This window comes from Neobacillus niacini (assembly GCF_023715415.1).
Classification (GTDB): Bacteria; Bacillota; Bacilli; order Bacillales; family Cytobacillaceae; genus Neobacillus; species Neobacillus niacini_C.
Map to the genome: position 1 here is coordinate 204,008 of NZ_JAMBOB010000003.1, position 13,721 is coordinate 217,728.

The 13,721-nt window shown below is 37.6% G+C and carries 14 protein-coding genes and 2 pseudogenes; 12 read left to right on the forward strand and 4 right to left on the reverse strand.

The genetic code is table 11. The features are described from left to right. Positions 1 to 51 precede the first annotated feature (51 nt). Complete coding sequence (locus M3189_RS07555; protein WP_251633211.1) at positions 52 to 321, forward strand: DUF1292 domain-containing protein; 270 nt, start codon at positions 52 to 54, stop codon at positions 319 to 321. A gap of 52 nt (positions 322 to 373) precedes the next feature. Here the strand turns inward: M3189_RS07555 and M3189_RS07560 are convergent, their stop codons facing one another. Both M3189_RS07560 and M3189_RS07565 read right to left on the reverse strand, forming a co-directional pair. Beyond that, positions 374 to 760: a hypothetical protein gene (locus M3189_RS07560; protein ID WP_251633212.1), complete on the reverse strand. Its 387-nt coding sequence runs from the start codon at positions 758 to 760 to the stop codon at positions 374 to 376. Between the two features lie 100 nt (positions 761 to 860). After that, positions 861 to 2,279: a sigma-54 interaction domain-containing protein gene (locus M3189_RS07565; RefSeq protein ID WP_251633213.1), complete on the reverse strand. Its 1,419-nt coding sequence runs from the start codon at positions 2,277 to 2,279 to the stop codon at positions 861 to 863. A 205-nt stretch (positions 2,280 to 2,484) separates the two neighbouring features. Between M3189_RS07565 and pruA the strand changes: the two genes are divergently transcribed. The 3 genes from pruA to M3189_RS07580 are packed head-to-tail and all read left to right on the forward strand — an operon-like array spanning position 2,485 to position 5,524. Next, complete coding sequence (pruA, locus tag M3189_RS07570; RefSeq protein WP_251633214.1) at positions 2,485 to 4,029, forward strand: L-glutamate gamma-semialdehyde dehydrogenase; 1,545 nt, start codon at positions 2,485 to 2,487, stop codon at positions 4,027 to 4,029. 11 nt (positions 4,030 to 4,040) lie between these two features. Continuing rightward, entirely contained in the window at positions 4,041 to 5,243 is a 1,203-nt protein-coding gene (locus tag M3189_RS07575) for an ornithine--oxo-acid transaminase (RefSeq protein WP_251633215.1), read from the forward strand. 56 nt (positions 5,244 to 5,299) lie between these two features. Continuing rightward, positions 5,300 to 5,524 carry an amidohydrolase family protein gene (locus tag M3189_RS07580; protein WP_251633216.1) on the forward strand — a complete coding sequence of 75 codons (225 nt, stop codon included), beginning with the start codon at positions 5,300 to 5,302 and terminating at the stop codon, positions 5,522 to 5,524. Positions 5,525 to 5,578: 54 nt separating this feature from the next. Here the strand turns inward: M3189_RS07580 and M3189_RS07585 are convergent, their stop codons facing one another. Beyond that, entirely contained in the window at positions 5,579 to 6,946 is a 1,368-nt protein-coding gene (locus M3189_RS07585) for an aldehyde dehydrogenase (protein ID WP_251633217.1), read from the reverse strand. Positions 6,947 to 7,086: 140 nt separating this feature from the next. On the opposite strand from M3189_RS07585, the gene M3189_RS07590 reads away from it, so the two are divergent. Beyond that, positions 7,087 to 7,335, forward strand: coding sequence for a hypothetical protein (locus M3189_RS07590; protein WP_251633218.1), 249 nt, complete (start codon positions 7,087 to 7,089; stop codon positions 7,333 to 7,335). A gap of 254 nt (positions 7,336 to 7,589) precedes the next feature. Here the strand turns inward: M3189_RS07590 and M3189_RS07595 are convergent, their stop codons facing one another. Beyond that, the gene (locus M3189_RS07595) at positions 7,590 to 8,189 is read right to left on the reverse strand and encodes a TetR/AcrR family transcriptional regulator (RefSeq protein WP_251633219.1); all 600 of its coding nucleotides are present in this window, start codon (positions 8,187 to 8,189) and stop codon (positions 7,590 to 7,592) included. 232 nt (positions 8,190 to 8,421) lie between these two features. On the opposite strand from M3189_RS07595, the pseudogene M3189_RS27310 reads away from it, so the two are divergent. The 7 genes and pseudogenes from M3189_RS27310 to M3189_RS07630 form a co-directional block, all read left to right on the forward strand. Beyond that, positions 8,422 to 8,562: pseudogene (locus tag M3189_RS27310) on the forward strand (CoA transferase); the annotation flags it as partial. 9 nt (positions 8,563 to 8,571) lie between these two features. Beyond that, a pseudogene (locus M3189_RS27315) lies at positions 8,572 to 8,778 on the forward strand (CoA transferase); the annotation flags it as partial. A gap of 21 nt (positions 8,779 to 8,799) precedes the next feature. Continuing rightward, positions 8,800 to 9,567 (forward strand): 3-hydroxyacyl-CoA dehydrogenase, encoded by a 768-nt coding sequence (locus M3189_RS07610; protein ID WP_251633220.1) that lies wholly within the window; start codon positions 8,800 to 8,802, stop codon positions 9,565 to 9,567. A gap of 44 nt (positions 9,568 to 9,611) precedes the next feature. Further along, positions 9,612 to 10,760, forward strand: a complete 1,149-nt coding sequence (locus M3189_RS07615) for a thiolase family protein (protein ID WP_251633221.1) — start codon at positions 9,612 to 9,614, stop codon at positions 10,758 to 10,760. A gap of 37 nt (positions 10,761 to 10,797) precedes the next feature. Then, the gene (locus tag M3189_RS07620; protein WP_251633222.1) at positions 10,798 to 11,736 is read left to right on the forward strand and encodes an MBL fold metallo-hydrolase; all 939 of its coding nucleotides are present in this window, start codon (positions 10,798 to 10,800) and stop codon (positions 11,734 to 11,736) included. A 204-nt stretch (positions 11,737 to 11,940) separates the two neighbouring features. Continuing rightward, positions 11,941 to 12,876 (forward strand): hydroxymethylglutaryl-CoA lyase, encoded by a 936-nt coding sequence (locus M3189_RS07625; RefSeq protein WP_251633223.1) that lies wholly within the window; start codon positions 11,941 to 11,943, stop codon positions 12,874 to 12,876. Positions 12,877 to 12,892: 16 nt separating this feature from the next. Next, on the forward strand, positions 12,893 to 13,693 hold the full coding sequence (locus M3189_RS07630; RefSeq protein WP_251633224.1) for an enoyl-CoA hydratase/isomerase family protein: 801 nt from the start codon (positions 12,893 to 12,895) through the stop codon (positions 13,691 to 13,693). Positions 13,694 to 13,721: the final 28 nt, after the last annotated feature.

Consider the following 13,721-nt stretch of genomic DNA (forward strand, 5'->3'; position numbering starts at 1 on the left):
GATACTGATTGAATGAAATGTCTATTCTTAAAATGAGAGGGTGAATATAACGTGGCTACTATTGAAGTAGGAGAAGTGTTTACCATTAGTGATGAAACCGATCAGGAGCAGGAAGTAGAAGTACTAGCTTCCATCAATATAGAAGGTACCAATTATGTAGCTGTAGGATTTGTCGAAGATATTAAAGAGGAAACGGAAGACGATATTGATATTTTCTTCTTAAGGGTTGACGAAGATGGAGACTTAACCGCAATTGAAAGCGACGAGGAATTTGATAAAGTTTCTGCCGCTTTTGATGAAATTATGGATGAGGAAGAATAAATAAAAAAGGTGTAAAAGCTATGGCTTTACACCTTTTTTAGATTAAACATTATTATTCAGGCTCAGGATCAGTTACTGTTATAAAATTACCATTAATAAAAGCTGCTACTTTTAATACTCCTTCTGGATCAATAAAAGGAACGGTTATGCCAATAGGTTGACCAGGAAATATTCTATATTCCACAACATCGATATCTTTTGCACCAGTATACTTATAGCCATCTTTTAATAATTCCAATTTTTTTGCTTTGAATTGATCACTACTTAATAAATCTGCCACAAGCTTGTTCTTTTCTGCACCATAAAGGTGAAAAATACCATGCTCTTCACAACCGCAGTCGTGCCCGCCAGGTTTTGCTGCTTTAACTGAATCATCAGGACCTACAATCATTAATAAAACAATTAAACTAGTACAAAGTAAGGTTAATATCTTCTTCATTTATTCTCCTCCTTTTTATGGTCTACTTATATATTCCTTTATAAATCGACAATTTCCTGCAAATATTTTGAATAATTTCCGACACTTTTAGAAAATCTTGTTAATCTTGCTTTATTTTTAGTTTTTTCATCCGATATTGTAGGCTTTGACGACTTAATCCTAGTACACCTGCAGTTTTTGAAATGTTGTAATTATTATTTTTCCAGACATGTTCAATATAGGACTTTTCAAAGTATTCCATTTGATCCTTCAGTAAAGCTGTCGTATCTGTCCGTTCTTTCAAAAACATATCCACGGAGATAGAAGGAGTGTTCCTTTCTTTTACATGCAATTTGTTGCGATATTGAAAGGGGAGATGCGAGTATTCAATGATTTCTTCATCCTCCATAATAATATTCATCGCCGCTTCAATAATATGTTCAAGCTCTCGAACATTCCCGTGCCAATCATACTCCAAAAATGATTGTTTCACTTCATCTGATAAGCCCTTTACATTCATTTGAAAACGCTCATTGTATTTCTTAATAAAATGTTGGACGAGGGGTGGTATATCTTCTTTACGCTCTCTTAAAGGCGGAATGAAGACAGTAACAACTCCAAGACGATAATATAAGTCTTTACGCAAATGATTATTGGTTATTGCATCAATTGGGTCCTCATTGGTATTTGCAATCACCCGAACATCAATCGGGGTGTCCTTAGTATCCCCAACCCGGCGTATGGTTTTTTCTTGAAGTGCACGAAGCAATTTAGCCTGAAGATTTAGATTAAGTGAATTAATCTCATCAAGTAACAATGTACCGCCATTTGCCTGTTCGAATAATCCTGGCTGGTCAATGGACCCAGTAAAGGCACCACGCTTTGTTCCGAATAGAAGACTTTCTATTAAATTATCAGGCAATGCTGCACAGTTTTGAGATATGAAGGGACCTGAAAACCGGTTACTCGCATTATGAATGCTTTGCGCAAAGAGCTCTTTCCCAGTTCCGGTTTCTCCCACAATTAAGACATAAGAAGAGGTTCGTGCAGCCCGCTTCGCACCTTCAATGACTTCCTTAATAGCTGTACTGTTTCCTGTAATACTATCAAAAGTGTATCTAGTGGTTCCTTTACGCGTGATATTTCCTTTTATTAATCGTTCCAGCTTTGTCACGTCATTGGCGATTTCAACCGCACCCACAAGTCGTTCGTTTTTATAAATAGGAATAGTATTGTTATTGGTTGTAATCTCTCGACCTTTATTATTGAAATAGGTTTGTTTTACATTCTTTGTTTCCTTACCTTCTTGCAGCGCAGTTACAAGTGTACTAGATTGATCTTCTTTAAACATAAAAACATCTAATAGATTTTTATCAATAACATCTTGTATTTCCATAGATTCGATTTGGGCCATTTTTTTATTATAGATAATCGTATTCCCTGTATCATCAACTGCATGGACCCCAACATCCACTTCATCCAAAATCCTTTTATACATCGAGTTAAGATACTGCAAATATTGAACTTTTGTATTTTCCATGAGAATATGCCCCTTATTGTTTATGTTCCTATTAAAACAAAAAACATAGAAAAGTGCAAAAATATTTTGCATTAAGAAAAAAGAAATAATTTTGCGCAAAATTTTTTTGCGGTAATTAATATAAATCCCTTATTAATAAGTATTTTATATTTGGCACGATACTTGCATTATTATATTTTGAACAAACACCAAGGGGGAAAAATGAATGAAACCGTATACGCATGAACCATTTACTAATTTTACAGATGAAACAAATAAACTAGCATTTCAACAAGCATTATCCTATGTTCAATCTCAGCTAGGAAATGAATATCCAGTTGTAATTGGCGGAGAATCTATTACGACTGATAAAAAAATTCAGTCAATAAATCCAGCAAATAAAGAAGAAGTCATCGGAAGTGTTTCTATGGCAGACCAAGAACTTGCAGAAAAGGCAATGCAAACGGCATTAACTGCATTTGAATCTTGGAAAAAGTGGAAGCCTGAGCACCGTGCAAACATCCTATTCCGTGCCGCAGCTATGTTACGTCGCCGTAAACATGAATTTTCTGCTTATCTAGTAAAAGAAGCTGGAAAACCATGGAGGGAAGCGGATGCGGATACAGCTGAAGCAATTGATTTTATCGAATATTACGGCCGCCAAATGCTTCGTTTTAAAGAAGGATATCCCGTTCAGAGCCGTGATGGGGAATTCAATCAATATCACTACATTCCACTAGGTGTAGGGATAATTATTTCACCATTTAACTTCCCATTGGCAATCATGGCTGGAACAACGGTTGCAGCAATTGTCTCTGGAAACACGGTGCTTCTCAAGCCTGCAAACTCAACACCAATTGTAGCTGCAAAATTTGTAGAACTTATGCACGAAGCAGGACTGCCAAATGGAGTATTAAACTTTGTACCAGGCAGCGGAGCTCAAATTGGTGATTATCTAGTTGATCATCCAAAAACTCGTTTCGTATCCTTCACTGGTTCCCGGGAAGTAGGCTGCCGAATTAATGAACGAGCTGCAAAAGTTAACCCAGGGCAAATTTGGATCAAACGAGTTATCGCTGAAATGGGCGGTAAGGATACGGTTGTTGTCGATAATGATGCTGATTTAGATTTAGCTGCTGCAAGCATTGTTTACTCTGCTTTTGGATATTCAGGTCAAAAATGTTCAGCAGGCTCTCGTGCCGTTGTTCACCAAGATGTTTATGACGAAGTCCTTGAAAAAGCTGTTGCGTTAACAAAAACACTAACACTTGGTAACCCAGAAGATCTATCTAATTATATGGGTCCAGTGATTGATGAAAAATCATTTAAGAAAATCATGAATTATATTGAAGTGGGTAAACGAGAAGGCAGACTCATGACTGGCGGAGAAGGCGATGATTCTAAAGGGTATTTTATTCAGCCAACTATTATTGCTGATCTAGATGAAAATGCTAGACTTATGCAAGAGGAGATTTTTGGACCAGTTGTTGGTTTCTCTAAAGCTCGTGATTTTGACCATATGATGAAAATCGCTAACAACACAGACTATGGTCTAACTGGTGCCTTAATTTCTAATAACCGCGAGCATATTGAACGTGCACGTGAAGAATTCCATGTAGGAAATCTTTATTTTAATCGTACATGTACAGGAGCTATTGTTGGTTACCAGCCATTTGGCGGATTCAACATGTCAGGAACCGATTCAAAAGCAGGCGGCCCTGATTATTTACTACTTCATATGCAAGCGAAAACAACATCAGAAACACTATAGGAGGACAAGAAATGAATACTACAATAAATAAAACAACAGAAATTATTGAACAAACACAAAAATTTGGTGCTAATAACTATCATCCACTACCAATCGTAGTTTCTAAGGCAGAGGGAGTTTGGGTTGAAAGTCCGGAAGGAAACCGCTATATGGATATGCTAAGTGCCTATTCAGCGGTAAACCAAGGACACCGTCATCCAAAAATCATTCAAGCATTAAAAGACCAAGCGGATAAGGTAACATTAACGTCACGCGCATTCCATAATGACCAGCTTGGTCCTTGGTATGAGAAGATTTGTAAATTAACGAACAAAGAAATGGCCCTTCCAATGAACACTGGTGCGGAAGCTGTTGAAACAGCGATTAAAGCTGCACGCCGCTGGGGCTATGATGTAAAAGGAATAGCTGAGAATCAAGCTGAAATTATTGCTTGTACTGGTAACTTCCATGGACGGACAATGGGTGCTGTTTCATTATCTTCTGATCCTGAATATAAGCGCGGTTTTGGTCCGATGCTTCCAGGAATTAATCTAATTCCTTATGGAAATCTTGAAGCATTAAAAGAAGCTATCACACCTAATACGGCAGCATTCTTAATTGAACCGATTCAAGGTGAAGCAGGAATCATTTTACCTCCGGATGGATTCTTAAAAGCAGCGTCTGACTTATGTAAAGAAAACAATGTATTATTTATTGCAGATGAAATCCAAGTTGGCTTAGCGCGTACAGGAAAAATGTTTGCAACAGAATGGGAAGAAGTTAACCCTGACATGTTAATTTTAGGAAAAGCGCTTGGTGGCGGAGTATTCCCAATTTCATGTGTTGTTGCCAATTCCGATGTATTGGGAGTATTTAATCCAGGTTCACATGGTTCTACTTTTGGAGGAAATCCACTCGCTTGTGCCGTATCACTTGCAGCTTTAGAAGTGATTGAGGAAGAAAAACTTGCAGAACGTTCACTTGAATTAGGTACGTATTTCCTAGAAAAATTAAAAACAATCGATAATCCTTTGATTAAAGAAATTAGAGGCAGAGGTTTATTTATAGGTGTAGAACTAACAGAAGAAGCAAGACCATTCTGTGAGCAATTAAAAGAAGAGGGCTTATTATGTAAAGAAACACATGATACCGTTATTCGCTTCGCACCTCCGCTAATCATTACGAAGAAAGAAATTGATTGGGCAGTTGAGAAAATCACAAAAGTTTTAGCTTAAGAACTTTATTTCCATTTTCTAAACTAAGAGGTTTCAGGCATGTCTGTTAAGATGTGATGAATGAAATGATTGAAATAGCGATTACCCTATACACAAGAGCGGAACAGGAGATTTCTGGAATTCCAAATATCGGACAGCTGACACCTGGATATCAAGCTGACTTTATCGTTCTAGATCAAGATATTCTTGAAATTAATCCAGAAAAGATTGATGAAATATCAGTGCTAGAAACCTACATTGGTGGTGAATTAGTCTATCAGCATGAGGGAGTATTAAATTAATAATGTCGTGTAAAAAGCCTTGCAGGAATCAACCTGCAAGGCTTTTACACGACATTATTTAATAAAGCGTTTGATTTGTTTTAGTGCGTCTTTACGATTTGGATATCGAAATGGTAAATCAAAGGTAGTGGTTTGTTTTAAGATACTCTTTTGGTGGGAGAATACATCGAAGCTGCCTCTGCCATGGTAGGCGCCAATTCCACTTTCACCGACACCGCCAAAAGGAAGGTATGGAGAACTAAGATGCATGACGGTATCGTTTATACAGCCGCCACCAAATGAAATAGAATCTAAAATAGTTCCTTGGAACTCTTTGCTTTCAGAGAAAATATAAAGAGCTAATGGTTTAGGATGTTGATTAATACTATGAATCAACGTTGCTTCATTATCGAACTCAAGGATAGGGAGGACAGGTCCAAAGATTTCCTCTTGCATAACCGGATCATCCCAGGTGACACCACCAAGGATTGTTGGCTCAATTGTAAGGGTATCAATCGAGTAATTGCCGCCATGGAGAATTTCTCCGTTCGAAAGGAAGCTAGTTACTCTTTTAAAATGATGTTCACTGACAATTCTAGTAAATTCCCCATTTTTAACAATATCTTCATATAGCTCATTAATACTTTGTTTAAAGGTTTTAATAAATTCATCCTTACTATCTTTGTGGACATATAAATAATCAGGTGCAACACACGTTTGACCAGCGTTGATAAATTTGCCCCAGGCTATTCGTTTTGCTGCTAATTTAAGATTCGCATCATGATGAACGATACACGGACTTTTTCCTCCTAGTTCAAGCGTAACAGGAGTTAAGTGTTTTGCTGCGGCTTCCATAATGACTCTTCCGACAGAAACACTTCCAGTAAAGAAGATATAATCGAATTTTTCTTTTAATAATGTCTGAGTAGTTTCTGCGTCACCTTGGATGACTGCAACATACTCTTCAGGAAAAGTTTTATTGATAAGTTCAGCCAAAAGCTTTGACGTTTCTGGTGTTAGTTCGGATGGTTTTAGGACAGCACAATTCCCAGCTGCAATCGCACCAATAAGTGGAGCTATGGATAATTGTAAAGGATAATTCCAAGGAGATATTATCAATGCCACTCCATAAGGTTCAGAATATATATAGCCCTTAGATCCCATTTGAGTTAGGGCTGTTTTTACTCTTTTAGGCTGAGTCCATTCTTTAATATGTTTGAGGGTAAAGCGAATTTCCTCGAGCAAAATACCCATTTCGCTAATATAAGAGTCAAAGTCACTCTTATTCAAATCCTTTTTAAGTGCTGCCATTATTTGCGTTTCATGAGAGCGAATCATGTTGCCTAAGGATGTTAATGCATCCATTCTGAATGAAACATCTTTTGTTTTTCCAGATTGAAAGAAATCCCGCTGTGCTTTCAATAAATGACCAAAACCTTCCATACTCACACCTCCTTAGATAATGATATTCTATCATATCTTTTTTTTATAACCAGATTTGAATGAAGCTAAATGGAATATTTTTGTATGAATAGAAATTTACGGAGAATACTATGACTAAATAACAGTGAAGGAGATAGCCAATGTCTATTGAAACAGGAATGAAATATCATATATCTCAAAATATTAAGGGGAATTTTAATTCTGCAGAATCGTTGACAGTCACCACTAACAATGGGATTACCGTTCAGTTTACATTAGAAGATGGAAAAGGTTATGGGTCAATGCCACTTGAGCATTTAAACTATTTATTAAAGCGATCCAACCTAACCCCAATTACTTCGAATAAAAGAGTATTATTAAATTCAGAAAATGAAGAAAAAATAGGTTAAGCGAGTAAACCCTCCATGTGCCATGGGGGGAGTTTGGAGTGACCAATGAGCATGTAGAAAAAGCATTTGGGTCAATGCAGGCAGGCTGGAGTGACCAATGAGCATGTAGAAAAAGCATTTGGGTCAATGCAGGCAGGCTGGAGTGACCAATGAGCATCTAGAAAAAGCATTTGGGTCAATGCAGATAGGCTGGAGTGACCTAAATTGAAAATGAACGCATTTTCAGTCACTCCAGCAAATTCACATCAAAAATTTTACCCTTTAACTACCATTAACATTTTTAATAAGTAGGAAGCATAGGCTTCTGAGATTTCTTCTGCGCTTTGAGGGCCATTTTGGTCATACCATTCTTGAATCCAGTTGAGAGCACCCAAGATTATTAATCGTACCATCTTTACATCCACAGGACAAAATACCTGTTTATCTATACCTTCATGAATAATTCTATCAAAATAGTGTGAATATCTTTTCCTCAGCTCGAGAACCTCTTGTAGCTGCTTTTCTGAAAAACTATGATTAGGCTTTGATAGAGCCATGAACATTGATTTTTCACTAGTAGCTAGTAGGATATGTTCTTTAATTGCGCTTCTCAGCTTTTCGACTGGAGTCAGATTACTATCGATAACCTCCTCAATTCCATCCAGACAAATCTCCATTATCATTAAATGACACTGATACAGAAGGTCATCCTTATTTTTAAAATAATAATACATCGATCCTTTTGTCATCAGAAGTTTGGCAGCAATTTCTTCCATCGTCGTTCCTTGGTATCCTTTTTCAACAAGAACCGCCGCAGCAGAGCGAAGGATTTCCTGCTTTTTTTTTGCCATTTTCTGAGCTCTAAAAGAAGACATGATTTAACCTCCTAACTTATCAAACTTGTAATCTGTATATATTTTCAACGATTCCATATTTTTTACCCTTTGTTTAAAATATAGGTCAGCAAACCTGAAAAATCAACGAAATTTAAACACAAGTTCAAAAAATAAATCAATTGTAAAATTTTAAGAAAATTGTTATTATTTAAAATAAAGATGTAAGCGGTGCCACTTAAAGTACTTTTATATTTAAGGAGATGATAGTTTGTTGCCTCTAGAAGGTATACGAGTACTAGACCTCACAAGGCTTCTTCCTGGACCCTATTGCTCTTTATTACTTGCAGATTACGGAGCAGATGTAATCAAGGTGGAAGACCCTAAAAGCGGTGACTATGCCCGTTGGTACGAAGCCTGTATCTCCCCAGTACTAACTCCAGAAGAACTCACAGATCATCCACAAATTATACATCGTCAAATGATTGAAGATATCACACATCCAGAAGTGGGAGTAATCAAACAAATAGGAAATCCTATTAAACTTTCAAATTCAACTGTTCGCACAAGAATGCATGCACCGGGTCTTGGGGAACATACAAAGGAGATTTTGAAGGAACTAGGTTATTAGAATGAGAAAGGGGATAGGTATATGAGAATACAAGATTCTATTGCTTTGGTAACGGGAGGTGCTTCGGGACTTGGAGAAGCAACAGTCCGTAATATTGTGAAGAACGGCGGAAAAGCAGCTATTTTGGACCTCTCTGAAGAAAGAGGCGTGAGGTTAGCAGAAGAATTAGGGGAGAATGCTGTTTTCTACAAAACGAATGTAACGAGCGAAGAAGATGTTCAAAATGCCATCAATTCTGCTATCGCTCAATTTGGCAGCATTAATACGGTGGTGAATTGTGCGGGTATTGCCATTGCTGAAAAAACAGTGGGCAGAAATCAAGCACATAGTTTTGATAATTTTAAAAAGGTAATTGAAATTAATTTAATTGGCACGTTTAACGTGATTCGCCTTGCTGCTGCCCAAATGGTGAATAATTCACCAAATCAAGAAGGAGAAAGAGGAGTAATCATCAATACCGCTTCTGTTGCAGCATTTGACGGTCAAATTGGTCAGGCTGCTTACAGTGCCTCAAAAGGCGGTGTTGTAGGTATGACATTGCCAATTGCACGTGACTTAGCAAAATCAGGAATTAGAGTCATGACCATCGCACCTGGATTAATTGAAACACCACTTTTTGGTTCATTGTCTGAACAGGCTAAAGCCGCCCTGGAATCGCAGGTTCCATTTCCATCAAGACTTGGCCGTCCTTCTGAATATGCTCAATTAGCTCAGTCTATCATCGAAAATGCCATGCTTAATGGTGAAACCATTCGCTTGGATGGGGCTATCCGCATGGGACCTAGATAAATTGGTCTAATTAATAAATTATTTGTTTAGTAGGAGGATTTCAGATGCGTGAAGTAGTTATAGTTGAGGGTGTTCGGACACCTATTGGAAAGCGTAAAGGCATTTTAAGTACGGTTCGTCCAGATGATTTAGCAGCAAAAGTACTAAAAGAATTGGTAAAACGTGCTGGAATTAACCCGGGACTTGTCCAAGATGTAATACTTGGCTGTGTATCGCAGACAGAAGAACAAGGCTTTAATATTGCACGTACTGCACTTTTGATGTCTGATTTCCCTATTCATGTCCCTGGAATAACCATAGACCGACAATGTGGCTCTAGCCAACAGGCAGTTCATTTTGCAACTCAAGCAATAATGTGCGGAGATATGGATATTGTCATAGCAGGTGGAGTGGAAAGTATGTCTTATGTGCCATTAGGGGCAACGCGACAAAAGTCAGATTGGAGTCAAGAACTCACTTCCCGTCACGAAATAATACATCAAGGAGTGGCAGCTGAGCGGATAGCGGAACTTTGGGGGATTTCTCGTAGACAATTAGATGAATTTTCATTAGAAAGTCATAAACGTGCCTTAAACGCTATAGATAAAGGAAGCTTTGAACAAGAAATCATGCCAATCGAAGTTTCTATGCAAGATGGAACTACTGTAATCGTAAAACAGGATGAGGGTCCCCGGAGAGGAACATCATTGGAAAAGTTAGGTTCACTTAAACCTGTTTTTTTAGAAGGTGGAAAAATTCATGCAGGTAATTCGAGTCAAATGAGTGATGGGGCTGCTGCAATACTATTGATGTCTAGAGAAAAAGCTGTAGATTTAGGGCTTAATCCAAGATTCCGTATCGTTGCTCGCTCGGTAGTAGGGTCAGATCCAACGTTATTACTGACTGGTCCAATTGAAGCCACAAAGCAGGTACTAGCAAAATCCGGGCTTACAATTGAGGAAATCGATACTTATGAAGTAAATGAAGCATTTGCACCAGTCCCAATGGTTTGGTTAAAAGAAATGAAGGCTAATCCAAAGAAACTAAACCCAAATGGTGGGGCTATAGCTTTAGGTCATCCGTTAGGCGCAACAGGGGCTCGTGTTATGATTTCAATGATGCATGAACTAGAAAGGACTGGTGGCCGCTATGGTCTTCAAACTATTTGTGAAGGCGGCGGAATGGCGAACGGAACAATTATTGAAAGACTATAAATATTTTAAACATTTTCTGTTGGAAGGAGACTATTAATTGCTAAGTGAATTAGGTGTTAAACATGTAACAATCCCATTACCCTTTCGGTTAAATCATGTAAATTGTTTCTTGGCTGAGAGTGACAGAGGATGGATAATCATGGATGCAGGCTTAAATTCCGAAGTGACGAGGGCTATTTGGAAGCCAATACTTGAAAAACATGAAGTAAGGGATATTATAATAACCCATTATCATCCTGATCATTTCGGGTATGCAGGGGAATTACAACAATTAACAAATGCGGAAGTTTGGATGACTAAAATAGAGGAAGAGAGCGGTCTTTCCTTCTGGGAACCCGAATCACTTGAGTCGGTACATAAGAATTATCAGACATACGGGCTCCCGGATGAATTATCCCAAATATTAACTATGGATGAAGAAAGTTTTATTACACAAGTGAAACCGTATCCTACGGTGGAGCACCATCTAAGTGAGGGAATGGAGATTTCATTTGGAAAATATAGTTATGAGGTAATATTTACTCCTGGACATTCTGATGGATTAATAACCCTATACAACAAGGAGAAGAGCATCCTTTTTTCAACTGATCATATTTTACCTGGAATTTCACCGAATATTTCTTATTGGTTTAGAGGCAGCCGGAACCCATTAGAATCTTTCATTAATAGTTTAGAAACTATCAAATCGTTAGATGTTAATTATGTTATTCCCTCACATGGAATGCCCTTTTATAACGCAAATAAGAGAATTACGGAATTATTGGAACACCATCAAAAACGTTTAGAGCAAGTGTTTGGATTAATAAAACAACCATCTACTATTTATGAAGTAAGCAAGCTCCTATTTAAAGTATTATCAATCCATGAAACTCGTTTCGCAATTGGTGAAACACTTGCCCACTTAGAGTATCTGTATTTAAATAATCAATGTGAAAAAAGTCTTCACGATGGAACATGGTATTATGAGGCAACTTAATAGAAAGGTACTATGAAAATTAAAAATAGATACTAAAAACTAGGGGTCTACAAATTTATCCCTAGTCTTTTTTGTCAATAAAGGAAAATAAAAGACGAAAAATATATTTTATAATATTCAGAAAAGTGTTGAAATTAGAAATTGGATACAGTATCCTATTGACAGGTAGTAAATTTCCGAAAGATACTGGAGGATATAAATGCTATGAATAAAGATAGCAATATAAAAATTTATGAAGTAGGTTTAAGGGATGGCCTGCAGTTGGAGTCGAAAATCTTAACAGTGGATGAAAAAATGGAATTGTTTCTTATTCTGCAAAAGGCGAACGTAGATGATATGGAATTTGGATCCTTTGTTCACCCTAAACTGGTCCCGCAGATGGCCAATACAGCTGAATTTTATAGACAAATACAAAACTATAAGAATCAGGAAAATCTTACAGCCCTTGTTCCAAATTTAAAAGGATTGGAAATGGCAAAAGAAGTTGGTGTTACGTCTGTTAATTATGTTTTCTCCGCTAGTGATACTCATAACCAGCAAAATGTTCGAAAAACAACTAAAGAGTCAATAGAAAGTCTCGAATACTTATCTCAATTCGCTTCTGACCACAATATCAAGTTAAACGTCACAATCGCTACCTCTTTTGGATGTCCATTTGAAGGTAATATACCTCAAGAACGGATTATGAATATCCTAGAAAATCTACTATCCTACAATTTAAACAAAATTACCCTCGCAGATACAACAGGTATGGCAAATCCGAAACAAGTTTATCAATTAACCAAGGAAGTCATTACAGAATGGAAAAATTTCAATCTTGGCTGCCACTTCCATAATACAAGAGGAATGGGCTTAGCCAATATTTTAGCAAGCCTCGAGTCAGGAATTACCACCATTGATGCTTCTTTAGGCGGTATTGGCGGCTGTCCCTTCGCCCCAGGAGCAACAGGCAATGTTTGTACAGAAGATGTAGTACATATGCTGGAGGAAATGGGGGTTAATACATCTATTAATCTAGATAGGCTGATTCAGGCTTCGCATAAACTAGCGGAACTTCTTGGGCACGAGCTGCCAGGCCAAGTTGCAAAAGCAGGTAAAAGCTCTAAGTTGTATCCAATTCCAAAATCAACATTGATTTGAGAAATGAGGATGAAAAATGATAGTGAAAACTTTCGAAACAATTAAATTAGAAAAAGGAGTTCAACATGAGGGGATTTTTATCCTGACTTTAAACCGGCCAGATTCAATGAACGCCATGAACACAAGAATGGCAATTGAATTAATTGATGTGCTCGAGGAGTTAAAATATGACGAGCAAGTCCGAATCCTGATTCTAACGGGCTCCGGTACAAAAAGCTTTTGTGTAGGCGCAGATTTAAAAGAAAGAAATGGCATGTCACAAAAAGACTGGAAAAAACAGCATGATGCTTTTGAAAAAGTAACAGAGAGTCTGCGTGAGTTTCCATATCCTGTAATTTGTGCGCTGAATGGATATGCTCTAGGGGGAGGACTGGAAATTGCGCTTAGCTGTGATATTCGTACTGCGTCCGAAAGTGCCACTTTTGGACTGCCGGAGGCAAAGCTGGGAATAATTCCAGGTATAGGCGGAACTCAATTATTATCACGTATATTACCAATTGGGATAGCAAAGGAAATGCTATATTCTGGTAAACGAATTACCTCAAATGAGGGTCTTCAATGGGGTCTTGTCAATCATGTTTATTCAAATGAATCTATTTTAGATGAGACGATTAAACTTGCAGAAACTATCGCTAAAAATGCTCCGCTTTCTTTAATTGCATTAAAAAAGGCAATTAATAAAGGGACAGAGACAGATTTAACCACCGGGCTGATCTTAGAATTAGAAGCCTACTACAAGTGTGTCAACTCTGAAGACAGACTGGAAGGAATATACGCATTTAACGAAAAGCGCAATCCGCAATGGAAAGGGAAATAGATAAAGAACTATCGTAAAAATTATTATT